This window comes from Sphingorhabdus lacus (assembly GCF_009768975.1).
In the GTDB taxonomy this organism is placed as follows: Bacteria; Pseudomonadota; Alphaproteobacteria; order Sphingomonadales; family Sphingomonadaceae; genus Sphingorhabdus_B; species Sphingorhabdus_B lacus.
Genome location: NZ_CP035733.1, coordinates 3,074,267 through 3,097,895, shown reverse-complemented (window position 1 = coordinate 3,097,895; position 23,629 = coordinate 3,074,267). Strand labels below are relative to the sequence as shown.

At 57.9% G+C, this 23,629-nt stretch carries 27 protein-coding genes; 10 read left to right on the top strand and 17 right to left on the bottom strand.

The genetic code is table 11. The features are described from left to right. Positions 1–165 precede the first annotated feature (165 nt). Positions 166–1,467, bottom strand: a complete 1,302-nt coding sequence (locus EUU25_RS14755) for an MFS transporter (protein WP_158902252.1) — start codon at positions 1,465–1,467, stop codon at positions 166–168. Then, on the bottom strand, positions 1,464–1,787 hold the full coding sequence (locus EUU25_RS14750) for an antibiotic biosynthesis monooxygenase family protein (protein ID WP_158902250.1): 324 nt from the start codon (positions 1,785–1,787) through the stop codon (positions 1,464–1,466). Before EUU25_RS14750 ends, EUU25_RS14755 begins: the two co-directional genes overlap by 4 nt. Before the next feature lie 133 nt (positions 1,788–1,920). Here EUU25_RS14750 and EUU25_RS14745 point away from each other — a divergent pair, with 133 nt between their 5' ends. Genes EUU25_RS14745 through EUU25_RS14735 form a run of 3 tightly spaced genes read left to right on the top strand, consistent with a single transcriptional unit; the run spans position 1,921 to position 3,353 of the window. Then, positions 1,921–2,547, top strand: coding sequence for a class I SAM-dependent methyltransferase (locus EUU25_RS14745; protein WP_158902248.1), 627 nt, complete (start codon positions 1,921–1,923; stop codon positions 2,545–2,547). Between the two features lie 53 nt (positions 2,548–2,600). Beyond that, positions 2,601–2,750 (top strand): hypothetical protein, encoded by a 150-nt coding sequence (locus EUU25_RS14740; protein WP_158902246.1) that lies wholly within the window; start codon positions 2,601–2,603, stop codon positions 2,748–2,750. A gap of 36 nt (positions 2,751–2,786) precedes the next feature. Then, entirely contained in the window at positions 2,787–3,353 is a 567-nt protein-coding gene (locus EUU25_RS14735; protein ID WP_222848801.1) for a GNAT family N-acetyltransferase, read from the top strand. A gap of 46 nt (positions 3,354–3,399) precedes the next feature. Here EUU25_RS14735 and EUU25_RS14730 read toward each other — a convergent pair whose 3' ends face one another. Both EUU25_RS14730 and EUU25_RS14725 read right to left on the bottom strand, forming a co-directional pair. Continuing rightward, a complete protein-coding gene (locus EUU25_RS14730; protein WP_158902244.1) occupies positions 3,400–3,951 on the bottom strand; it encodes a hypothetical protein in 552 nt (183 codons plus the stop codon). Between the two features lie 93 nt (positions 3,952–4,044). Then, positions 4,045–4,614 carry a hypothetical protein gene (locus EUU25_RS14725; RefSeq protein ID WP_158902242.1) on the bottom strand — a complete coding sequence of 190 codons (570 nt, stop codon included), beginning with the start codon at positions 4,612–4,614 and terminating at the stop codon, positions 4,045–4,047. 190 nt (positions 4,615–4,804) lie between these two features. On the opposite strand from EUU25_RS14725, the gene EUU25_RS14720 reads away from it, so the two are divergent. Beyond that, a complete protein-coding gene (locus EUU25_RS14720; protein WP_158902240.1) occupies positions 4,805–5,140 on the top strand; it encodes a GFA family protein in 336 nt (111 codons plus the stop codon). A 6-nt stretch (positions 5,141–5,146) separates the two neighbouring features. On the opposite strand, the gene EUU25_RS14715 is transcribed toward EUU25_RS14720, so the two are convergent. Further along, a complete protein-coding gene (locus EUU25_RS14715; protein WP_158902238.1) occupies positions 5,147–5,527 on the bottom strand; it encodes a VOC family protein in 381 nt (126 codons plus the stop codon). Between the two features lie 307 nt (positions 5,528–5,834). Between EUU25_RS14715 and EUU25_RS14710 the strand changes: the two genes are divergently transcribed. Both EUU25_RS14710 and EUU25_RS14705 read left to right on the top strand, forming a co-directional pair. Beyond that, complete coding sequence (locus EUU25_RS14710) at positions 5,835–6,506, top strand: hypothetical protein (protein ID WP_158902236.1); 672 nt, start codon at positions 5,835–5,837, stop codon at positions 6,504–6,506. A gap of 26 nt (positions 6,507–6,532) precedes the next feature. Next, positions 6,533–7,153: a glutathione binding-like protein gene (locus tag EUU25_RS14705; RefSeq protein WP_158902234.1), complete on the top strand. Its 621-nt coding sequence runs from the start codon at positions 6,533–6,535 to the stop codon at positions 7,151–7,153. Positions 7,154–7,160: 7 nt separating this feature from the next. On the opposite strand, the gene EUU25_RS14700 is transcribed toward EUU25_RS14705, so the two are convergent. The 6 genes from EUU25_RS14700 to EUU25_RS14675 form a co-directional block, all read right to left on the bottom strand. Continuing rightward, positions 7,161–9,386: a prolyl oligopeptidase family serine peptidase gene (locus EUU25_RS14700; protein ID WP_425505188.1), complete on the bottom strand. Its 2,226-nt coding sequence runs from the start codon at positions 9,384–9,386 to the stop codon at positions 7,161–7,163. A gap of 551 nt (positions 9,387–9,937) precedes the next feature. Beyond that, entirely contained in the window at positions 9,938–10,267 is a 330-nt protein-coding gene (locus EUU25_RS14695) for a GFA family protein (protein ID WP_246163012.1), read from the bottom strand. Positions 10,268–10,320: 53 nt separating this feature from the next. Beyond that, on the bottom strand, positions 10,321–10,848 hold the full coding sequence (locus EUU25_RS14690; protein WP_158902230.1) for a DUF2239 family protein: 528 nt from the start codon (positions 10,846–10,848) through the stop codon (positions 10,321–10,323). A gap of 381 nt (positions 10,849–11,229) precedes the next feature. Continuing rightward, a complete protein-coding gene (locus EUU25_RS14685; RefSeq protein WP_158902228.1) occupies positions 11,230–12,522 on the bottom strand; it encodes a DNA-packaging protein in 1,293 nt (430 codons plus the stop codon). After that, entirely contained in the window at positions 12,519–13,229 is a 711-nt protein-coding gene (locus tag EUU25_RS14680; RefSeq protein ID WP_158902227.1) for a hypothetical protein, read from the bottom strand. The genes EUU25_RS14685 and EUU25_RS14680 overlap by 4 nt, the downstream gene beginning before the upstream one ends. A gap of 95 nt (positions 13,230–13,324) precedes the next feature. After that, a complete protein-coding gene (locus tag EUU25_RS14675; protein WP_158902225.1) occupies positions 13,325–14,425 on the bottom strand; it encodes a winged helix-turn-helix domain-containing protein in 1,101 nt (366 codons plus the stop codon). Positions 14,426–14,515: 90 nt separating this feature from the next. Between EUU25_RS14675 and EUU25_RS14670 the strand changes: the two genes are divergently transcribed. Together EUU25_RS14670 and EUU25_RS14665 are read left to right on the top strand one after the other, a co-directional pair. Beyond that, the gene (locus tag EUU25_RS14670; protein WP_158902223.1) at positions 14,516–15,079 is read left to right on the top strand and encodes a hypothetical protein; all 564 of its coding nucleotides are present in this window, start codon (positions 14,516–14,518) and stop codon (positions 15,077–15,079) included. Between the two features lie 129 nt (positions 15,080–15,208). Then, positions 15,209–15,733, top strand: coding sequence for a hypothetical protein (locus EUU25_RS14665; RefSeq protein ID WP_158902221.1), 525 nt, complete (start codon positions 15,209–15,211; stop codon positions 15,731–15,733). A 51-nt stretch (positions 15,734–15,784) separates the two neighbouring features. Here the strand turns inward: EUU25_RS14665 and EUU25_RS14660 are convergent, their stop codons facing one another. The 3 genes from EUU25_RS14660 to EUU25_RS14650 form a co-directional block, all read right to left on the bottom strand. Next, a complete protein-coding gene (locus EUU25_RS14660) occupies positions 15,785–16,675 on the bottom strand; it encodes an alpha/beta hydrolase-fold protein (RefSeq protein ID WP_158902219.1) in 891 nt (296 codons plus the stop codon). A 510-nt stretch (positions 16,676–17,185) separates the two neighbouring features. Continuing rightward, a complete protein-coding gene (locus EUU25_RS14655; protein ID WP_158902217.1) occupies positions 17,186–17,500 on the bottom strand; it encodes a hypothetical protein in 315 nt (104 codons plus the stop codon). 85 nt (positions 17,501–17,585) lie between these two features. Next, entirely contained in the window at positions 17,586–18,110 is a 525-nt protein-coding gene (locus EUU25_RS14650; RefSeq protein WP_158902215.1) for a hypothetical protein, read from the bottom strand. Between the two features lie 574 nt (positions 18,111–18,684). Here EUU25_RS14650 and EUU25_RS14645 point away from each other — a divergent pair. Continuing rightward, complete coding sequence (locus EUU25_RS14645) at positions 18,685–20,295, top strand: S1 family serine peptidase (RefSeq protein WP_222848800.1); 1,611 nt, start codon at positions 18,685–18,687, stop codon at positions 20,293–20,295. 49 nt (positions 20,296–20,344) lie between these two features. After that, positions 20,345–20,926: a hypothetical protein gene (locus EUU25_RS14640; protein ID WP_158902211.1), complete on the top strand. Its 582-nt coding sequence runs from the start codon at positions 20,345–20,347 to the stop codon at positions 20,924–20,926. Between the two features lie 558 nt (positions 20,927–21,484). On the opposite strand, the gene rplQ is transcribed toward EUU25_RS14640, so the two are convergent. The 3 genes from rplQ to rpsK all read right to left on the bottom strand — a co-directional run bounded on the left by rplQ (position 21,485) and on the right by rpsK (position 23,617). Continuing rightward, positions 21,485–21,901, bottom strand: coding sequence for a 50S ribosomal protein L17 (rplQ, locus tag EUU25_RS14635; RefSeq protein WP_158902209.1), 417 nt, complete (start codon positions 21,899–21,901; stop codon positions 21,485–21,487). A gap of 111 nt (positions 21,902–22,012) precedes the next feature. Continuing rightward, on the bottom strand, positions 22,013–23,074 hold the full coding sequence (locus EUU25_RS14630) for a DNA-directed RNA polymerase subunit alpha (RefSeq protein WP_158902207.1): 1,062 nt from the start codon (positions 23,072–23,074) through the stop codon (positions 22,013–22,015). Positions 23,075–23,227: 153 nt separating this feature from the next. Then, positions 23,228–23,617, bottom strand: a complete 390-nt coding sequence (rpsK, locus tag EUU25_RS14625; protein WP_125229604.1) for a 30S ribosomal protein S11 — start codon at positions 23,615–23,617, stop codon at positions 23,228–23,230. Positions 23,618–23,629: the final 12 nt, after the last annotated feature.

Here is a 23,629-nt window from a genome sequence, read left to right as displayed (position 1 = left end):
ACTATTTGATAGTTGCAGAATATGCAACAGTAATTGCATTGTTCGCACTTGCACAAAAAATGGAGTCGGCTCATATCGAAAGTGCCTTATAGGCATCCTCTCCTAAAGACTTTTTCAGGGTCGACTTCGGTCGGCCCTTTTTTTTGCGCTGCAGCGAAAGTCGGGTCAGGCCGGGACGATAAGTGCGCGGCGACCCCAGAGGATCAGGAACAGCAAGGCCGCACCGATGATCAGGAAGGTCGCAGGTTCCCACACACTGAACAGAGCAACACCGATCGCGGGGGCGAAAATATAGGCCGCGCCGTTGATCGAGGCGATTTTGCCCGCGACGTCGCCCTGTTCATGCCGCCGCACGGCAAGCGAGGCCCCTGCGGTAAAGCCGGGGCGGAACAGGCCAAAGCCGAGCGAGGCAATGGCAAAGCCCGTGCTGATCCCGTAAAAATCATGGCTGACACCGGTCAGGACGACACCAATCAGCGCAAGGACGGAGCCCAGCAGCACCGAACTGCGCGCGGCGAGCGAGAGCATCGGGATCAGTCCCCATTGCGCCAGCAGCGTCGCCATCGCACCGATCAGCATCACCGATCCGCTGGCCTGCACCGCTTCCCACGGTTTATCGTGCAACCCGAGCCGGTCGCGCACCAGAAAGCCCACCACGCCCAGCAATATCGCCTGCGCATGGCCGCCGATCAGGCCGGCCAGCAGCCAGGACAACATGCGTTCGTCCCGCCAGGGCAAACGGACTTCGGTATCGGGCAGGGTGGAATCGAGCGCTTGCCCGTCCTCCTGCTCCGCATCGGGCGAATTCATTGACCCGGCATTGGGATAGGCCGCGACCGAGCCGCGTGCGGCAAATTTCGGCGTATCATTGGGCAATTGCCAGTGCAGCGCGATCAGCACGGCCACACCAAAGGCCGCGAACATGATCAACGGTCCGGCGAGGCCAAAGGGCGGGAACAGCAGATAATGCGCCACAGCCGGGCCGATCACCGTGCCGACGCCAAAGGAGGAGGCGAGCATGGACAACGCCTTGGTCCGCTCCTCCCGCTCGGTCCGGGCGGCGACATAGGCCTGCACCGCGGGCGGCGCGGCGGATCCGAATCCGCCATAAAGGCTGCGGAACAGGGCGAAGAGGACGAAGGTTGCAACCGGGCCGATCCAGCCTTCCAGCCCCAGCCACAGCACCAGTCCGCACAATCCCATGGAGGCGACAAAGCCGATGATGCCGACACTCATCAACTGTTTCCGGCCCCGCCGGTCGGACAGGCGCGCCCATTTGGGTGCGGTAATCACCCAGAGCAGCGCCGACCAGCTAAAGGCAAGGCTGACCCACACATCGGGCATGTCGAGCTCGCTGGCGATGGCGGGCAGCGCCGATTGCATCGCGGTGTTTCCGGCGGCGGCGACCAGCATCACCAGAAACAGCACGACCACCCGGTTGTTGGGGATGGCGGGGGCCGCGCTCATGGCTTTACCCAGTCATAGCTGCGCACGACTTCGGCGACGTGCAGGCTGTAATGCATGTACCAGCGGTCACGTCCGGCATCGCGGATCGCGGCATGATCCGGATGGTCGCGCCATGCCTTTGCGTCGGTGTCGCTGGCCCAGTAACTGACCGTAATGCCAAGGCCATCGGCCCCGCGCACCGATTCCATGCCAAGATAGCCGGGTTGTTGTTGCGCCAGCGCATCCATTGCATGTGCGGCCTGCGCATATCCATCGGCATCCGCGTCGCTGCGTTGCGCGATAAAAATGACAGAAGTGGAGCCGATGGGAAGCCGTGCCATAACAAGTGCATAGAACCTATTTGCGGAACGGTGCAACCCGCACGGAACATAATCTTGCTTAATGCTGTTGCATAAGCCAGCCTGATTTGCGAGTGCAATGCAACTGTCACAATAGCGTCGCGGAACCCCCTTTATGCCTTCATCCACCTTGGCCAAAGTACCGCTGCTGACGCGCGTAAAGACCCGTGTGAGCCGTTTTTTTGGCCCTTGGGGTGTGTTTTTCAAAGGTTTTATCAAGCATCCGGTCATGGTCGGATCGATCATTCCATCCTCCGACCGCACCGTCGCCAAGATGCTCGCGCCGGTTGATTGGGACAATACAAAGCTGTTTGTCGAATATGGTCCGGGAATTGGAACATTCTGCCAGCCGGTGCTGAACCGCCTGCGCCCCGATGCGACCTTGCTGGTCATTGATCTGAATGAGGATTTCATCGTCTATCTGCGCAAAACCATCCGCGACAGCCGCTTCATCGCGGTGCACGGCTCGGCCGCCGATGTGAACGAGATTATCGCGCAGTTCGGTTTCAAAAATGCGGACTATATCCTGTCCGGCCTGCCCTTTTCGACCTTGCCGAATGACCTCGGCCCGGTGATTGCGGAAAACACCGCCAAAGCGCTCCGCCCCGGCGGCGCCTTCCTCGTCTACCAATTCCGCGCCCGCGCCCGCGACTTCATGGAACCCTATTTCCGCAAGATCGACAACGGGTTCGAACCGTGGAATATCCTGCCTTGCCACCTGTTCTGGGGCTGGAAGGAATAAAAGCCGGAACTTGATTTTGCCGGTGCAAGGAAATTGCGGAAGGTAGGTAATCCGTGGAAGTTTTGGTGGATGTGGTTCGCGGAATTTTTGAACTGCCAGTTGCCTATATCAACAACAAATACGGACTGGCCGCAGCGTGGATTTGCGCGGCAACAATGATCTCGCTGATCATCGGGTTGCTATATGTCTTTATGACTTGGTAGCCCTGCCGACCTTAGTCATCCTGAAGTTGTTTCAGGGTGACGGGGCATAGTCGAAGTTACACAGGGACTGTCCCCAACCCCACAGGCAAGGGCGAGCCCCTTTCGCCCTGCTGGACACTGGTCTATCATCACGCGATGCTTGTCCGCCCCTTCATGCCCTCAGATGCCGAAGCGCTTGCGGCGCTGTTTCACGCATCGGTCCGGGAAGCGGGCGCGCGCGACTATTCGGCGCAGCAGGTGGCGGCGTGGAGTCCATCTTCGCCGGATCCGCAGGATTATATCACGCGCGCCGGGGACCGGACGGTTCTGGTGGCAATTGACGAAGATGGAGAGGTGATCGGTTATGGCGATCTGGAGCCGGACGGCCATATCGACCACCTTTACTGCCGCCCCGACAGGATTGGGATGGGCGCGGGTTCGGCAATTTATGCCGCGTTGGAGGCGGCCGCGCGAGATGCAGGGATCGCGATGGTCTTTGTAGAGGCCAGCGAGAGCGCGCGCCGCTTATTCGAACGTCGCGGCTTCAGCATTGATGCGCGCAATGATTTCACGATCAATGGCGTCGCGATCCACAATTACCATATGTCCAAGCGGATTGCTTGAACGGGGTAGGGGGCAGTCCCTTAAAGGAACCGCCCCCATCCGAACTTCAAATCTCGCGGTCGCCGAACTGGACGAAGTCGACTTCGCCATTGGTCGCGCCGCAGGTGAAGTTGTCATCCTTGCCGCCCGACATCCGGCCTTCGACCCGCCAGCCTTCGCCGTCGCGGGTGACGTTGCGGATTTCGTCGACGCGTGCGCCATCCTGCTGCGCCGCGTTGGAGCAGGCCTCGACCGCGCTTGCCACATCGTTGCGGCCGGTGCTGTCGGGTATGCTGTCGCGGGTGCTGCTTGGCTCTTCATCATAAGGCCGCTGGTCGGGATAGCTTTCGCTGTCGCGCTTGTTCTTGCTGTTCTTGCTCGCCGCGTCGGCGACGATGGCGATCCCGGCGAGGATTGCTATTCCGGCCAGAATGTCACCGCCATCGACACGGTCGCGGTGCCGATAGCGGTGACGTCGGCCCCAGCCATTATATTCGCCGGCCGATTTCAATACAGAATGCCCGCGATCGAGCGACACCGCCGCAAAGGCTGGTGCCGCCGAAGTGGCGACGACTGCCGCTGTGCCCAAGGCCAGCGCTGATTTCCGAAAATACCCCATGAATGCCTCCTGTTCGGGGGTGCGAAACTCCCCCCTGTCATCCGCGATTATAGGGTCCAGCCTGTCGCCAGGCTGAACCCTTTTAAGCTTCAATTACCGCCAGCGGTCGAGACCGCTATAGTCGATATCGACCACCCGTCCGCGTTCGACATAGCAGGTGAACCGGCCCTTGTCGTAACCCCGGCCATAGCCGTCGCCATAGCCGTTGCGGCCATCACGGTCGTACCGGTCATAGCCCCGGTTGTTGCCGCGCCAGCCGTCCTGGACGACAAGGTTGCCCTTGACGCGGTAGCCATAGCGGGTGCGTTCAATGTCGCGGATTTGCGTCACGTCCGACCGGCTGTAGCGGCTGGCCCAACGCTCGACACCGTTGACGCACTGGTTCACCGCTGCACGTCCGCCGCCATGGCGGTTGCCATAATTATAGCCCGCGCGGTTATAGTCATACCGGTCGCCCCGGTCATAGCCGTAGCGGTCGCGGTCATTATCCGACGCTGCAATCACTGCGGCAAGTCCGCCGAGCACAACGGCTCCGGCAATGACTTCGCCTGCGCTGATGCCATCGCGGTCATAACGGTCGCGGGCCTGTGCGGGGGCGGATACACTCACCAAAGCTGCAGCAGCAGCCCCGGCGCCTAGCAAGCTTTTGGTTACAAAATTCATCGTCATTCTCCTGTGTCTCGACGGGCTGTTTCCCGTGCTGACAGTTACTGAATAAGTGATTCGTCTTGACGGTTTCCTGAATTGACTTGTCAGCTTTTGTTCAGGAAAGTGAGGTGTTTTATGAACAGTCTGTGCGGGCCTGCCCTCTGTCGTTCTTGCGGACCCGGCCATATGCCGATAGCATATCCCTATGAGTGTTCAGGGAAGCTGCCATTGCGGCAACATACAGATCAAGGTGCCGCACGCGCCGGCATGGGTGGCGGATTGTAACTGCTCGCTCTGTCGCCGCACCGCCTGGCGCACCGCCTATTACCCGCCGGAACAGGTAAGCATTTCGGGCGACACCAAGGCCTATATCTGGGGCGACCGGATGATCGGCATCCACCATTGCCCGACCTGCGGCTGCGGCACGCACTGGGCGACGCTGGGCGAAGACTTCGGCAAAATGGGCATCAACGCGCGCCTGCTCGACGATTTCGACGAGGGCGCTGTCGAGGTGCGCAAGATGGATAATGCGGGGGATTAGGGGGCGTTACTGCGTCGCCACCCACCATATATTCCCGGCAGGATCCTTGAACCCGCCGCGCAGATCATCGTCGGCTGATTTTCGAATGGGCGGCTGGACAGCCTCCGCACCCTGCGCCAGCGCGCGATCATAGACCGCTGCGGCATCGGGCACATAAAGGTGGATGTGCACTTCCGACGAAAGATGCTGCGTCGCGCCGCCGCCGACCATGACGATGCTGTCATCAATCCGCATCTCCGCATGCATCAGCGATCCGTCCGGCCGGTCAAACCGCCGCACCTGCCCCGCGCCAAACACCGCCACCAGAAAGGCGATCAGCCCTTCGGGATCGGCGCACATCAGATAGGGGCTGACCGAAGAATAGCCCTCAGGTTTCCACGCGCTCATACCGACTCCTTCCACGCATCCGTTTACGCGGAGGCGGACGGGGAATGCGAGAGAAGAATGAGGGTCCGATCGTCTTTTGTATATTGCCAAAGCAATCCGCACCGAACACATATCCGGCTGCTTCATCTTTTCGACCCTATGCCTGTTCGACCTGTGGCAAAAATGAGGAAAGCATATGCGACGCACATAATAAGCGGGATATGTCAGAATGAATTTTTTGCGAATTTCGATACAATCAGTGCTGGGTCTATTAATAGCGATAGGCAGTTCTCCTGCCAGTGCTGCGGATAAAAAGAATGAAACGGCGGTGAGGGCATTGTCCGCCGACTATGCGGAATGTGTTCTTGGGTATCAAAACCGCGTTGCTTTGGCGCGCGAGTTTCTGGTCAAAGATTTACCATCGGAATCGTTGCCCAAGGGGAAATTTAGCAGGCTGATAAACGGTGAGTGTCTCGTGAAAGTCGCAAAGCCGGAAAACGGGATCCAAATGACCTTTCCGGGCGAACTCTACCGCTACGCTTTGGCGGGGGCGCTTATGCGCAAAGACTTCGGCCAGACTTCATTTGCCGATTTCTCCAAGGTCCCCCCTCTGCAGCATCGGCCATTCCCGATCCTGGATGAGACCGCCGTGCCTAAGAAGAAAAAGAAAGCTGATGAATTTCGTGAAGAATATCGGCTTGCATGGCTCGATGGTTTTATGGCCCGATATGCCGAATGCGTGGTGCGCCGGATTCCGCAGGAAAGTCGTGATCTTTTGGCTAGCGAAGTGGCCAGCGTTCAGGAAAAGGATAATTTTGGCGTGATGGCTGATGCATTATCGAAATGTATGCCCGAAGGCCGCACCATCCGCTTTGGCAAAGAAATGCTGCGCGGTTCGGTTGCAGTGGCCTATTATCGTCTGGCCGACGCTGCCACCAAACTCGCGGCCGAGCCAGCCGGGACTGCCGCCCCTTTGCAGACTGTCCCCAACCCCGATTGACCACCACGCTGTATTGGAGAGAACCGATGGACCTGTATTTCGCCCCCCTATCCTGTTCGCTGGCCACCCGCATTGCCTTGTATGAAACGGGGCAAGAGGCGGGCTTTTATCGGGTGGTTATGGCGACCAAGCAGACCGAGGACGGCCGGGATTATCTGGCGATCAATCCCAAGGGGCAGGTGCCTGCGCTGGTCACCGATGCGGGCGAGGTGCTGACCGAGGGGCCGGCGGTGTTGCAATATGTGGCGGACCTCGCGCCCGAAAGCGGACTGGCGCCCCCTGCCGGCACGCTGGAGCGGACGCGGTTGCACCAGTGGCTCAACTATATCTCGTCCGAATTGCACAAGGCGGTCTATTTCATGCTGTTCAACCCCGCCATTCCGGTGGCGATGAAGGATTATGCGCGCGGGTCGGTGGGCGCGAAATATGACTTGCTGTCGGCACATCTGGCCGACCGCGCCTATCTGGTCGGGGACAGCTTTACCGTGGCCGATGGCTATCTGGTGGTGACGCTCGGCTGGGCGCAACCGGCGGGGGTCGATCTTTCCCCCTGGCCGGTGCTGACCGCCTATCGCGACCGCATCATGGCGCGCCCCGCCGTGGGACGCGCCTTTGCGGATGAGGTTGCTTTGATGGCGACGGGCTAAGCCCCGCCTATTTCAGCTCCAGCCCCGTCCATTTGGCGAGGAAGGCGTAGATGTCGGAATATTCCTCGATCAGCTTGTCCGTCGGCTTGCCCGATCCATGGCCCGCGCGGCTTTCGATGCGGATGATCTTGGGCCGCGATCCGGTCTTCGCCGCCTGCAGCGCCGCGGTATATTTGAAGCTGTGCCCCGGCACCACGCGGTCGTCGGTGTCCGCGGTGGAGACAATCACCGCCGGATAATCGACGCCCGATGTGATGTTGTGATAGGGCGAATAGGTCAGCTGCATCTTTAGATCGGCCTCTTTCGCAGGACTGCCATAATCGTCGACCCAATAACGGCCTGCGGTGAAGCGGTCGAAACGGGTCATGTCCATAACGCCGACGGCGGCATGGCCCGCCGCGAACAGGTCCGGCCGCTGGTTCAGCGACGCGCCGACCAGCAGACCGCCGTTGGAGCGGCCCTCAATGGCAAGCTTACCCTTGGCGGTGTATCCCTTGGCCACCAGATATTCGCCCGCCGCGGCAAAATCGTCGAACACATTCTGCTTGTTCATCAGGCGGCCCGCATCATGCCAGGGCTTTCCATATTCGCCGCCCCCGCGCAGATTGGCGAGCGCGAAGACGCCGCCCGACTGGATCCACGCCATGCGCGTCGCCGAATAGGTCGGTGTCTGCGAAATGTTGAACCCGCCATAGCCATAGAGCAATGTTGGCGCGCCCTTGCTGAGGTCGAGGCCCTTTTTGTGGACGATGAACATCGGGATCTTCGTGCCGTCCTTTGACGGGTAGAAGACCTGCTCGATTGCAAAGTCCGCCGGATTGAAGCTCAGCTTCGGCTCGGCGAAGGACGTCGACTGGCCCGTGCGGCTGTCAAAACGGTACACCGCGCCCGGCTGGTTGAAGCTTGAAAAGCCGTAGAAGGTTTCAGGGTCACCCGGCGTGCCGGAAAAACCACTCGCGGTGCCGATGGCGTTCAGCGAGATTTCCTTGGCCGGACCCCCTGCCAAATTGGTCATCATCGCCATCGATTTCGCGTCCTTGATATAGGACATGATCAACCGCTCGCCCACAATCTGCGCACGGGTCAGCGTTTCGGCGCGTTCGGGGACGATGTCGGTGAAGGCAAATCCTTCAGCCATGCAGACGTCTCCCGCGTCCGAGCTGCCTTCGCACGGAGCCCGGTTCAGAACCTTTGCCTTGAGGTCGACCGAGACCAGTTTCAGCCGCGGTGCGTCCTTGTTGGTGATGAACCAGAGCTTGTTGCCCACGCCCTCGACCAATTGCCATTCATGCTCCAGCCCCTTGACCAGCGGCTGCGCCTTCCACGACGGTTTCTTGCCGAGCGGCATGATGTGGAGCTCATATTTCTCGTCCGTCCCCTGCGACGTGGTGATCAGCGCCCATTTACCGTCATGCGTGACCTGCGCGCTGTGGCCATATTCGGGCTTGTCGGGGGTCGCATAGATCGCCTTGTCCTCCGACTGCGGGGTGCCGATCTTGTGGTAATAAATGGTCTGGTTGTAATTCAGCTGCTGGAACGCGGCGCCTTCTTTCGGCTCGGCAAAGCGCGAATAGAGGAAGCCGTCATTGCCGACCCAACTGATGTTGGTGAACTTCGCCCATTTGATCTCGTCGGTCAGGATCGTGCCCGTCGCGGTGTCGAGCACCTTGATCGTCCGCCAGTCCGAACCGCCATCCTGGATCGAATAGGCGAGCAGCTTGCCATTTTTCGACGGCACCCAGCTATCGAGCGCGGTCGCGCCGTCCTTTGCCCATGTGTTGGGATCGATCAGGATACGGTCCTTGCCGGTCAGCCCCTTGCGCACATACAGCACCGACTGGTTCTGCAGCCCGTCATTCTTCGTGAAGAAATAATGCCCGCCCGCTTTTTCAGGCAGTCCGAAACGTTCATAGTCGAACAGCTTCTTCATCCGCGCGGCGAGCACATCCTTTCCGGGCAGCGTGTCGAGATAGGCGTCGGTCACCTTGTTCTGCGCCTTGACCCAATCGGCGACGGCGGGATTGACGCGGACATCATCCTCCAGCCAGCGATAGGGATCGGGGATTTTGATACCAAAGGCGGTGTCGACAACATCGACGGTCTTCGTCTGCGGATAGGTGAGGCCATCGGCAACATCCGCCCCCATTTCCGCTGTCGCAGCATCATCCGCCCACGCGCCCTGCGGCCCTGTCATCACCATCAACGCAACCCCCAACCAAAGTGCTTTACGCATTTTTTCATTCCCTAACTCGCAAGAATCTGTCGCCCTACGCCTAGTGCGTTGCACGGCGAAGGCCAATAGTTTCCTTTGGCTTTCGAAGCCCCAAGGACCATCACACCACGTACCGTCACCCTGAAACAAGTTCAGGGTGACGGAGCGGTAGGCTTCAAGGTGACGGGCTGGTGAACAACCCCCTTTCCCCTGAAGGAGAGAGGGATGTTCGACAATCGCTGCCCTGCGCTGGCGGATAGGTCGTGCCGATTTTTTCGTCAGAAGAAAAAAGAGAAAGAAGGAAAGAAGACAGGTCGAAACGCATCCCGCCCTTCTTTCTTCTTCCTCTTCTTTCTTCCACATAATCCTCTGGCACTAACCTATAGTTATGCCCGAACTGGATGAATGGTCGCTTTTAGGGTGCCGGGCGGCCAGCGGGAATGACTAGAATGTTCTGGATAGCGGACTGTCGGGTATCTGGACAAACGCGGTTGAAAGCTGCCGTTAGCGGTAGCCAATACCGTTGGATTTCCAAACCCTTCCGAAATCCTGAGGAATAAGCGCCCGCCGGCTTAGTCGAGATGCTCCACTCCGTCGCCGCTGATGCTTACCCAAGGATGCTTCCGGCGTTCGTAATTTGAGTAAGATGGGGCCGGGAGTTGATCATCTCCAAAAGCGCCGAACGGGATGGCCACGAAATCGGGCAATATGTCGATCTGGTAAGCGACCGTTGAGCCGCAGCTTGGGCAGAATCGATAGGTGAGGCTGCGTTCACTGTCGGCCGTACGTGCGAATGTACTAAACTCGCCTGTGACCATGACATTCTCTGCCAAAAATCGTGCCTGCGCAGAAAATGCGCTTCCCGTCCGGCGTTTGCATTCGAGACAATGGCAAACCGACATAAGTACTGGCTCGCCCGTGCATTCGGCCTTTAGGCTCCCGCAGCGGCAGGTCGCTACGCGCATAATGCAGCACCTTTTGTGTCCTCCACAGATGACAGCAGTTTGCGAATATAACGCCCCAGATCTTGTGGCCATTGATCAACCGTTGCAAGAAAATCGTCGTCACGCGCAGAGTAAAGCGCACGAAGCGCCTCTTCATAGCCTGGCATGTCGCCACAAGCGGCCTGCATAAAGCGGTAAACGGAGTCCCGGCACTCGCGCTCTGTCCGACCTTCGCGGCGTGCATCCTCAACCAGCCGTCTCAAGGCAGCAGATGCACCGCCCGGCTGTTCGGAAAGCCACTCCCAATGCCGGGGAAGAAGAGTTACTTCGCGAGCCTGCACCCCCAGCTTCGGACGGCCCGCACTGCGCGGTGCGGTGTCCCGATAGTCGAGGTCGGTGATCCGGCCAGATCCATCCTCAAATACGAGCACTGCGCCATCTTGCGCAAGAAGTTGTTCGTTGATGCTTCGCGCTACCTCGTCCCGCTCACCAGACGCAATCTGCTTTCCTGCGAGGAATGCCGTAAAACTGGACGCCATATTGTTGCTCCTAATTTAGAAGCGCCGCAATTATATCCGGATAAATCTAATGTCAATAATATCCGGATAAAATACTTCCTCGAACATAGGATGCTGGGTTTCAAGAATGAACGGCGCTTTGGCGACTGTCCGATAAGTTGTCGTTTCCTGACGGTCCGCTTTCGATTTGGATATCCTGTTAAGTCCCCCTCTCTCCTTTAGGGGAGGGGTACGTAGTCTTACGGCTTTAGCCGTTAGACGAAGTGGAGAGGGGGAGGTCGCGCATTGCCCTCACGGTTGGAGCCCCTCTCCAACTGCGCCTAGGCCTGTCGGCCAAGGCTTCGTATCCTCTCCCCTAAAGGGGAGAGGGGAAATTGCCGATTGTCCCCTTGCCCCCGCGTTCTAAAGCACCCTGATCCGCGGTGTGCGCTTTTTGCCGCGGAGCAGGAGCGCCCAGATTGCCCAGACCATTGCGTCGGCGCGGTCGGGGCTTTTGCTTTCGCCTTCATAGCCGCCGGGGACGAGGCCGCTCAGTTCGGTCTCCAGCTCGGGAAATTCGCCGGCAAAACAGGCGCGGCCGTTTTCGAACAGGGCGGCGACGGGTTCTGCGCGTGCCGCCTTGCCCACCGCCGCATGGACCAAGTCCACCGGCAAGGTCGCCGATGCGGCGAGCAGGACGGAGCGGACCATGGCGCCGCCCTGGTTCCGTTCGGCTACCACGCGGTCGGCGTCATAGTGATGCGCCGCCTCGGCCACTGCCCGTGCCCATCCCTCGGGCGAGGCGCCGGAGACCGAACAGTCGGCGCGCACATAGGCGATGCCATCGGCCGCTAGTGTGCACACGATTATGCCGCAAGTGCCATTGGCCGATGTGGGTGGATCGACGCCGATGACAGTGCGCACAATCTCTCCGGACAGGGCGTCCACCCGACATCGCGCGATCAGGTCGAGCGGCCAGAGGCTGCCCTCGACATCGTCGAACAAACGCCCCTCCAGCTCCTGCAGGGCGAGCCGTGTGCCGCCATAATGGTCCTTCATGGACGCGATGAAGCGCTCGGGCAGATGCGGATTTTCCGACGTCGCCCCACCGGTGCGCACGCTGTCCGCCGCTTCCAATATCCGGCGCAACAAGGGCAGCGCGCGGGGTGTGGTCGTAACCGCCGCGCGGGGGAATGCCCCCATGCGCAGGCCCATCTGCATATTGTTCCAGCTATCGACCGGATGCTTCCATTTGGCCAGCTCGTCCGCCCAGGCAAAATGATGCTCCGGCCCGCGCAGACCTTCGGGGTTGGCTCCGGAATAGAGGGTCGCCTCTGCGCCATTTTCGAACCAGAGCGTGCGCTGCGTCGCCGACCATTGGACGATCTCGCCTTCGGATGCCAGCCGCAGCAGGCCCGACGGCCCTTCGACCATTACCCGGCGCGCCTCGTCCAGCGTAGCGGCGATGAGCGCGATGCGGCAGCCGGGATGGGCGCGCATCTGCGCCAGCACCCATTCGGCCCCGGCGCGCGTCTTGCCAAAGCCCCGCCCCGCCATGATCAGCCAGGTGCGCCAGTCGCTGTCGGGCGGCAATTGCCCTTCATGGTGGAAAGTGGGAAAATCACGAGTGAGCGCCAACGCCTTGCGCTCGTCGAGCTGCTGGATCGCGGTCGCGCCAAAGGGGCTTTGGACAGCGTCGAAAAAGCGTTTGTTCATTTCTGCGCAGCCTGCGCCATGCGTTCGCACTTCTCGATGATTTCTTCCTTCACCTTCTCGACATCGACCGGCGGGCGTTTCCGGTCGTAGCGGCGCAGGCGGCCATTCTGACGCAGACGTGCTTCGTAGAGTTGCGCCACACGGATCGCCTGATCGACCGACATGTCCGCAAATTCGGGCAGCGGTGGTTCCTGTTGTTCCAGCAGATTATTGGCCGAGGTCAGCAGCGATAGCGCCAGCCGCTCGGTCGCGAGGGTCACCACCTCATCCCAGCACTTGTCGAAGGCGGGCCAGATCTTGCGGCGGTTGTAGAGCGCCGTGGTCGACATGCCGATAGCCCGCGCAGCCTCCCGCACATTGCCTGTTTCGGCGAGCCGGGTGAAGAATGCCTCCTCCACCGTCTCGTTCCAGCGCCCTGCGCCGGTTGCCATGACGCAGGTTTTCCCGCTGCGCGATGACCGGATGGTGCGCGGCCTGGCATCTTCCAGCGCGACATCTTCCGGCACGCGCCCTGCCGCCAGCGCTGCCCGACCCGATGCAAGCGCGTCCTCCCACAATCGGGCGAAATGGGGATTGCTTTTGCGGTACTGATAGGCGGTGGCATGGTCGATACCGGCGGCACGCGCGGCCTCGCGGACATTGGCACAGCGGCCAAGCGCACGCAAAAACGCCCGCCGCCACTCAGGTGGCGTGGTTTTGGAAGGCATGGGATATCCTTTGCTTTTGGGTAAAAGGTAGAATGTGGACGCGGTGGGTCCAGCTTTGACGTCTTTACCTTTTCAGCGTCACTATGCCAATAAAATTAACCTATACGGTTATTACTTCTTTTGTCCATCTGCCGTCGCGCAAGAGACATGGCCCAGACCACCCCGCCGACAAACAGCAGGCTTTCAAGCGCGCCCGAAACCATGGCGCTGACCGGGCCGAAACCATTTTCGCCCACCAGCCCGCCTATTTCGTCTGGACGAAATTGCGATTGCGGGAACATCTGCGCCACCGCAAAAAGACTGCCGCCCAGCAACCTGCCGCCAAGCGCCGGGATTGCTGCACCGATAACCAGGCCGATCAGCAGGGCGGGCCACAGCCGCACCGGCCCCGATTCGCGCGCGAACCACAGGCCAAGGCCGACCCCGGCGCCGATGACGACACCTTCCATTCCGCCGGTCATGGTTGCAGGCGCACTTCCGTACAACAGGCCGAACGCATCCAGCCCGAGCAGCTTGACCGATCCGCCGATGATCATCCCGCCGATGGAGCCGCCCGCCATATGGCCGGCCCAACCGGCGCGGCGCTGCGCGACCGCGGCAAGGCCGAGACATATCCCCGCCGCACCCAATATGGAGAATAGAACGGTCAGCGCTGTCATCACCATCACCACCGAACTGCCGGCCTGCGTGCTTTGCCCCGCCGCGATAAATCCGTAGAACAACCCGCCAACGACCCCGGCCAGAGCACCGCCGAGGACGCCTGCCCCCGCCAACAACCAATAGCGCGCCCAGTCAAAGGCGTGCAAAGGCGGCGCTTCCAGAAGTGTCGCCCCGACAAGGGGCAAGGGTGCAACCATGGGCGCGGCAACCTCTGGCGCGCCCACCGACACATCGGCAATGAAGCGATAGCCATATTTGGGCACAGTCTCGATGAAGCGTGGTCGCGCTGCATTATCGCCCAGCACGCGCCGCAGCGTCCGGATACATTGGGTGAGGGCTTCATCGGTCACCGGCACCCCGTGCCAGACGTCTTCCAGAAACCGTTCCTTGGACACAAGCTTGCCCGGCGCGCCGACCAGCAGGGCCAAGGCGTCGAAATAGCGACCGCTCAGCTCCACCTGCGCTCCGTCACGCATTAGCAGCCGATTTTCCGGATCAAGCCGGAAATCATCGAAATATAAGCTTGCCCCGTCCATTATTCACCAATTGCTCACGGCCCCATCATGCCGCTCATCACCTAGTCTGCCAATGCTTTGCGGACAATCACCAAATGGGGCAAAAATTTGATGAACGACATTGGGTTTGGGGGGCCAGGACCGCGACGCATTCCGATCTGGCGGATATTGGGTTGGGGCGGCGCGGTCCTGTTGGTCCTGACACCGCTCGTCGCCATGCAATTCACCCGTGAAGTCAATTGGACCGCAGCCGACTTTATCTTCGCAACGGTCATATTCGGAATTATCGGTGCGTTGACGGAACTGACCGTCCTCCTCACCAACAACTGGTTTTCCCGCGTCGGTGGTTTTGTTGCCGTCCTCGCCGGCTTTCTGGTGTTCTGGTCCAACCTGGCGGTCGGCATGATCGGCCATGAAGGCAATGTGGTGAACCTGCTCTTTGGCTTTGTCCTGTTGATCGCCATTATCGGCGCATGGCTTTCCAGTCTGCACCGCAACATCATGCCCGCCGCGATGCTTGCTGCCGGAACCACACAATGCGCCATCGGCCTGCTCGCGGGCATATGGGGCAGTGATTTCAGGGGCGGGGTGTTGACGATCTTGCTGTCGACGCTGTGGTGGATCGCCAGCCTGCTGTTCGCCATCGGGGCCAAATATCGGGAACCTGTTGGTTAAGGGCCTGAGCGCTGCAATGGGGACAAAATCCCATTGCATAATTGCCGCTGCCCGATAATTTCAGCGCTGGAGGCACCATATCCTGAGCCGGAGTCGACACCTCGTCCTCCCTATTGAAAGGAACCGTGAATGAACAAGCCGATTATCACAGCCGTCGTTACCGGTATGGCAATAGCAACGCTCGCGGCAAGCGGCGCGACGGCGCAGCGCTACGACGACTATGAATATGAAAATGCCGAAAACAGCCTGACGTTGATCTGCTGGGGCGAAGGCCGCAAGCCCGGGACGTCGGTGTCCACCGGCTATTCCTGGGACCACCGCCGCAACAAGTTTGTGCCCGAAACCTATATCCAGAACACCACGAAGGAGTTTGACTCCGAAGTGCAGATTGAACTGCACGACGACTGGGGCCGCATCCACCTGACCGGAAAGCTGATCCCGACGATCCACAGCGGCGGCAACAACGGCTGGTGGGAACTCGACAATGTCCATGTCGGCCCAGACACGATCACCGCACGCTACCGGTTGAACGGGCTTAACAAACCAAGGTTGGAAATCAACCGCCGGACCGGCCGCATGAAGATTGACGGCCAGACAAAATTCCGCGGCGAATGCGATCAGGGCAATTGGGGCAAACGCGCCAATCGTTTCTAAAAAACGCACGCCGTTGCGACGATGGCGGGAGGCTGCATCCGGCCTTCCCGTTCAGGACGCCAGAAAGCGCGCCAGTGACGACGTGTCGATGGCGCAATGCCCGCCATAAAGCGGATGCCATTCCACGGCCATGCCCCGCTGCGCCGCCTTGGTGGCGAGCATCTGCGACCCTTCGAAATTGCCATAGGCATCGTACAGGCCGTTCGACAGATAGAGCGCCGGATAATCCGCATCGGCGCGCTTCACCAGCTCCAGCGGAGAGACACGCTTCCACTCCGCCGCATCGGCCACATAGCTTTTCGCCAACAGCCAGATCCCGAACCCGATCCTGGGATCCGCCCCCGTCCGCGCGAGTGTAGCGCGCATCGCGGGAAATGACGCAAAGGGAGATGTCGCGTACACACCCGGGCATAGCGACGCGATTCTGGCGAAACGCTGCGGATGGGTGAGGCCGGCGATCAGCACATTGAGACCCCCCATGGACTCGCCCAGCAACAGCCGTTGTCCGGGCGCACCGGTCTTCGCATCCATCTCGGGAAGCTTGGCCATGAAATCGTCGAGCAACCCGCTATCCTGCTTCTTCCCCTTCGGCGTCAGCAACCATGTTGGGCCATAGGAGGCGACCACAACCGTCGGCGGCAGGGTCTTTGTCCGCTGCCAATCGGCTTGCACCATGGCGGTCCAATAGGTGTCGTCATTCCAGATCTGCGCATCCAGATTGCGGCCATGCAGATGGTAGACCACATTGCCATTGGTCCCCGCCTTTGCGCGGTAAATGCAATAGTTCAGCCGTCCCGATATATGGCAGCTCTTTTCCGCCGGGATAAACGCAACCTTCTGGACACCCTGCGGTGCGGTAATCTTCGTCCAGACATAATAGCCGGCGAGGAGGAACAGGATCAGGATAAGCCATTTCCGATAGGGCTTTCGTAGCAATGGCATTGCGGCCCTGTCTCCTGTCTGAAAATGGCGTGCTCTGTGGTGGTCGAGGCTAATGCATTTGCGATTTTGCGGCAAGGATATGGAGGGAGGTCGCGCGCGAACCGCACCGTCGCTGCCCCTCACCAACTGCGCCTCGGCCTGTCGGCCAAGGCTTCGCATCCTCTCCCCATGGGAGAGGGGGTGTTTCACGCAAAGAAGCGAAGAAAAGGGGGGCAGTCTCTAACCCTTCTTTTTATAATTAGCGTGGCGTTAGAGGATGGGTCGTGCCGATTTTTTCGTCAGAAGAAAAAAGAGAAAAAAGGAAAAAGGGGTACAGCCCGAAGCACAGTCCACATCTGGCCCGACTTTCTTCTTTCTCTTCTTTCTTCCAGATAATTCTCTGGCACAAAGCGTTGGCGGCCCTGCACCTGCGCAACCCCAAATAGCGGGTAGGCGTGAACTGAACGAATGGCCGCTTTTAGTATGCTAAGCGGCTAGCTGTAATGGCTGGAATGTTGTGGATTGCGGACGTTAACGCTCGCAAGCGTTGTCGCTAAAGATGAGTGCTACACCCCGGGCTGTCGTTTGAAACGTGTCGCCAACCTTGCAGTTCAGGCGCGAAATCAAAATCGATTTTGAACCGAAAGCTCCATCTGCGCTGCGCGCCGTCAAAACGACTTCGTCTGGATTCCACTTAGGGTTTGCTTGGGGTGCGATGCTAAGCACTACCGCCGACACTTCACGCTCCGGCTGTTCAGTGCAGGCGGTCACGTAGGCCGCAGCAACCAATGCAAATACGATTGATTTCATCTCGTCGAAATTAGTGCTTTCCTCCACCGTCCGCAATGTTGTCGTCTCCTGACAGTCCGGTTTGGCAACTTTGTTGTGGGAAGCAGATTTTTATCATTCAGCAGTTTGCCCCCTTGCGCTGCTATTTGCTAGACCACTCCAAGTCTGAAAATACAAAATCGCCTGTAGAACAAATGATATTCAACTTTGCCTGACTACCTAATTTTAGCTCAGGATTGCCGTCCATTTCGCCGATTCTAAATTTGATCTTATCGCCGTTAGTCACTGAAACCTCGATCGGAAGCCGCTGTCCGATATTCACATTACCGATCAAAAATGGCTCGTCAGTCTTTCCATCCACTGTCATATTCAAAAATACTAATGCAGTCTTCGACTTGTAGTCGGGCGCAATAACTTGCACTGCCCAGCGGCTCTTTTCGTCCATGCTTTCAAAATAAATCTGTGCAAGCGGAGAGTATTTGCCTTTCCGAAACTCATTGGGCTGAATGTTCGTTTTGATCGAAAAATTTTTCAAATCCACGTTTTGTTCGATGGCGGAAAAACGGTCGGCAGGGGTATCACAGCCATAGGTTATTGGCGCGCTGTTTGCTGCGGTCGCCAAAAAGCAGGACACTATCAGTCCCGCAAAAATGCCATATCTCGTCACGTTGGCCTCCATTCTATTGGGTATTTTCCAAGTTCCGAACTGCCGTATGGCTGGTGTTTCCGATGTCCGCAATGTTGTCGTGTCCGGCAAGTCCGCTTTTGTTGAAGATATCGCTTAACCGGCCATTCGCTCATCCATCGACATAGAAAGGCAGCCTATCCAGATCATTAAATCGGACTGATGTCGCTTTAATCAGGTGACAATTGGCACAGCAACTGATCCGTGCAGCGGTAACTGTACAATTAGCAAAAGCCGGATAGACTGGGCATCGGTGGGTCGCAATCATATCGCAACTGCATATACAGAGGATGTTGCGCAGTACTGGGAGGGGTGCGAAATGGCGAGGATTTGGGTAGCCGCTCGGGCGTTTCTGCCGCTGTTGTGCGCGGTGGCTGCAATGCTTCTGCCGCAGACTTTATTTGGCGCCCAGACACCTAGTATGGAAAATCGCAATGGCTGCCTTGTCGGCGTCAGCTGTGCGGCACAGTCCCCTGCAAAATCGATATCTGAACCGCCTGCGCCAGGCGCCCCTCTCACATTAGCAATAGCAGACTCGCTTGCTGATGACCGCGCGATGATTGAAGCAATACTGGCGATGAACCCCAATGTGCGGGTTAGTCCAACAAAGGAGGATGCCGATTATCTTATCGCGCGTTATCCCGATTTTCCCGACATTCTGATCCTAATTCGGAACGAAGAATTGTTTGGCGGCAATCTCGATCGGCCCCCGCTTTTCGACAGCTCCGACGAAGGCATTGCAAAAATGTACGATCTATTTGCCACAGCGGGTTTTCCTGTTGGCTATAGGCTACCGTTAGTTGCAGGAAGCATCAGCGATGCCTCGCTGGCGGATCAACTCAACTTGGAGCTGGGACAAATAATAATGGCGCGGCGTTTGCTTTTCCTGCGCGGAAAGTCACAACAAGACGTAGGTTACGAGATAGTTCGCGATGACTGCCGGGGAGTTGAACCGTCGAAAATCTGCGTCCCTTCGCAAACGCTTTTGATCCACAACAAATCGTCATTGCCCCAATATGTCGCGATAGGACATGTTGATCCGCATAATATGAGCTTCTATCTTTCCCAAAATCTACCAAAGCAATTTTCGTTGAACCCCGGTGAATCACGAACTTTCCCATATGTGGAAGACGGTCAATACACCGTCATCATTTCGGCAAACGAGCCGATCGACCTCGATATCGTTGAAATCAGCAAACGAACGGCGCCGGATCTGCCGCGAGCTTGGAATATATCGGTAATTCAACCTCCAATAGGGACGGCTACCTACGGTGGTGGGGGTGGCGTCGTCATTTCATTATTTGCTGCCCCATGGCAGGCTCAGCTATATTCAACCGACAGCGGAACTCCGGCTTCACTGCGTGCCAATGCTACACTCGGCAAGGTTGCTTGGGCGCAGTATGAGAAAAGACACCGTTGCGGTGGATCAGTGATCGGACTGGATGACAACAAACGGTATATCGTGCTGACGGCGGCGCACTGTGTCGCTGGCGAACCTTTCGCCGGTCCGGTGTTGCGGCAGAATGCACTTAAATTTCGTCGCGTGAGGCTGGGAACGTTGGACCTGACAAAAGGCGGCACCACCTACGCAATTGATTCGATTGTGGTCCACAAGGGATATGTCGCGGGGGGGCACGATAACGATATCGCGATTTTGCGGATTAGGCCCGATTCCAGTACGCTGTCGCAGAACGCAAAATCGGTGCGGCCGATAGCGGTAGCGACAAGCCAGCCAACAGCGACGACCCGCGTTAAATGGTATGGCTGGGGCTTCATGGAGGCCACAGAGGGTATTGTTACACGCATAACAAGCAACAACGTCGTTCAGCGCAATCCTTCACAGCTTCACGAAGGCAGAATGCAGCTTATCGATCAGAAAACATGCAGCAAGCGCGGCGGATATGGAAAAGTGACCGACTTCATGCTTTGCGCGGTTACGCCTCTGAAATCGAGGGTCGAAGTTTTCACCTGCCAAGGGGATAGTGGTGGACCAATTGTCGCCACACAGAACGGCAAAACCATGCAAGTCGGCATTGTATCATGGGCCGTTGGCTGCGGAGCCAAAGGCAAGCCGTCGGTCTCTGTGAATGTGGCCAGATATCAGTCATGGATCAAGGAGGCTAAAACGAAATTCGTTTCAGGCAAATCGGTCGAATATTCAAAATGAATGTCGCTGATGTTGTCGTGTCCGGACAGTCCGGTTTGGCGGCTTTGTTGTGGAAGGGCCATCGCCGGACGATATAAAAATCAAGCGTGATCATCCAAATGTGCCGCATCTGATCCATCAAAAGAGCTTTTGGAACTGGTTGAGAAACCGTAGAGTATTAAGCGCATCCGAAGAAATGGAAGCAGGAATGTCAATTTTACGAACTAATTTTCAACCGACGATATTTCTAGCAAATTCAGCTTTCTGCGGAGCTGCGCTATTTTTTTTGATAAATTCGTTTTTTTATGACAATCAATTAAATACATTTTTTATTATAGAGCGAATATTTTTAATAATTTTATTATCGTTGAATTTATGTTTTTGTATAAAAATTTTTAAAACAAATGATTTTGAATTTATTTCACCGATAAGTTTAATATTATTCTTAGCAGCATTTTCCCATCAATCTTTTGATATTGCACGATTAGGTTTTAATGATTATTTTGTAATACTTTTTGAAATGTTGAAGCAAGGTTATATTTATCCCCACGCTTCAATTGCTTTTGGTTTATGGAACTTATTCATATACCTTTTTATACGCGGTAGTCGAAAGCGAACTACGGTACCAACTGACCGGCCTGACACGCTCTAATGACACTTGTCGTCCGCAAGGTTGTCGTGTCCGGACAGTCCGCTTTCGATTTGGATATCCGAATTGCAGACATACCCCCCTCTCCCCTTTAGGGGAGAGGTACGTAGTCTTACGGCTTTAGCCATTAGACGGAGTGGAGAGGGGGCGGTCGCGCATTGCCCTCACCGTCGGCGCCCCTCACCAACTGCGCCTAGGCCTGTCGGCCAAGGCTTCGTATCCTCTCCCCTAAAGGGGAGAGGGGATCATGGTCATTGCGACCCTCTCCGCGTTCTCCGCGAACTCTGCGTGAACCTTGTACGCATCCCTTCTTCGTTCACGCAGAGAGCGCAAAGTTCGCTGAGACTGGAAATGCCTGACTCCATCCAGATGGTATATTCGGGCCATATGTATGCACCCGTCACCCTGGAACCGAAGGCGTGCAGAGCACAACTTGTTTCACCTTCGCGCCTTCGCGTCTTCGCGTCTTCGTGCGAACCAAAAACCCCTCCGACCGGCACAACAAAAAAGGGCGGCACCCTCACCGGATGCCGCCCTTAAATTCTGTCGTTGAGGCCGGGTTTATTCGGCGTCGTCGTCCATCATTTCGACGGGGCCGCTGTCCTGGCCCTTGGCGTCGACATTGCGGTCGACCAGTTCGATGACGCCCATCGGGGCGGCGTCGGAGCCGCGGAAGCCGGCTTTGATTACGCGGCTGTAGCCACCGTTACGGTCGGCATAGCGCGGGGCCAGTTCGTCGAAGAGTTTCTTGAGCTGCGTGTCGTCCATCAGACGGCTCATCGCCAGACGACGGTTGGACAGGCCACCCTTTTTCGCCAGCGTGATCAGCTTTTCAACATAAGGACGCAGTTCCTTTGCCTTGGGCAAGGTGGTCTTGATCTGCTCATGCTTGATCAGCGACGCCGCCATGTTGCGGAGCATCGCGGTACGGTGCGAGGTGGTGCGTTGCAGCTTACGGTGGCCAACTTTATGGCGCATAAATACTTCCTTCGTTTGTAGGGGGGCCGTGTCAGGTACCCCGATCCAGGCCCGCTTGAGGGGGAGCCCATTGCCCTGTTCCCTCTCCCACACAGGGAGAGGGGAATTGGTTTAGCCCAGCAGTTCCTGCTCAAGCTTCTTGGCCATTTCCTCGATATTCTCGGGCGGCCAGCCGGGGATGTCCATGCCGAGGCGCAGACCCATGGACGACAGCACTTCCTTGATTTCGTTCAGCGACTTGCGGCCGAAATTGGGAGTGCGCAGCATTTCGGCTTCGCTCTTTTGAACGAGGTCGCCGATGTAGATGATGTTGTCGTTCTTGAGGCAGTTTGCGCTGCGGACCGACAGTTCCAGTTCGTCCACCTTCTTGAGAAGGTAGCGGTTGAGCTGGTTCGCGTCCGATTCTTCCGACGATGCCGATGGTGCGGCCATGCCGATCATCGGCGAGCTTGCGGCCATCGAATCTTCGAAGTGGACGAACACCTGCAACTGGTCCTGAAGGATGCGCGCGGCATAGGCCACGGCGTCTTCGGGGGTCACGGTGCCGTCGGTTTCGATCGTCAGGTTCAGCTTGTCATAGTCAAGTTCCTGACCAATACGCGCATTGTCGACCTTGTAGGCGACCTGACGGACGGGCGAATAGAGGCTGTCGACGGGGATCAGACCGATCGGCGCGTCGGCCGGACGGTTGGCGACCGCAGGGACATAGCCCTTGCCGGTGTCGGCCGTGATTTCCATGTTCAGCGTCGCGCCGTCGTCGAGATGGCAGATAACCAGATCCGGGTTCATCACCTGGATATCGCCGGAAACAGCGATATCGCCTGCGGTGACCGCGCCGGGGCCAGTGGCCGAAAGCTGAAGCCGCTTGGGGCCTTCGCCTTCCATCTTCAGGGCGACCTGCTTGATGTTGAGAACGATGTCGGTGACATCTTCACGCACGCCGGCAAGCGACGAGAATTCGTGCAATACGTTCTCGATCTTGATCGACGTGATCGCTGCACCTTGCAGCGACGAGAGCAATACGCGACGCAGCGCGTTGCCCAGTGTCAGGCCAAAGCCACGTTCCAGAGGTTCGGCGACGAAGGTAGCTTTACGCTTCGCATCGCTGCCGGACTTCAGTTCGAGGGCGTTGGGCTTTTTCAGTTCCTGCCAGTTCTTGATATTGACGGACATGGATTTCCCCTAGCTAGGTTGGGACTGAACCGGTTCTTGGTGCACCGTCCGGTCAGGCCGATTGAAACTTGTTTAGGGACTGCCCCCTTGTCGAGGACCTTCCCTGTGGAGTTTGGGGCCGAACTGCGCGAGCAGCTCTTCCCCAAGCTGAATTCAGACGCGACGGCGTTTCGAAGGACGAACGCCGTTGTGCGGGATCGAGGTGACATCACGGATCGAGGTGATCGTGAAGCCAACCGCCTGCAGCGCGCGCAGAGCCGATTCACGACCCGAACCCGGGCCCTTGACTTCGACTTCGAGCGTGCGGACGCCATGTTCGGCGGCCTTCTTGCCGGCGTCTTCTGCAGCAACCTGTGCGGCATAAGGGGTCGACTTGCGGCTGCCCTTGAAGCCCATGGTGCCGGCGGACGACCAGCTGATCGCGTTGCCCTGGGCATCGGTGATCGTGATCATCGTGTTGTTGAAGCTGGCGTTGACATGGGCAACACCGGCCGAAATATTTTTGCGTTCCCGCTTCTTAATGCGCTGTGGTTCGCGTGCCATAAAATGTGTATC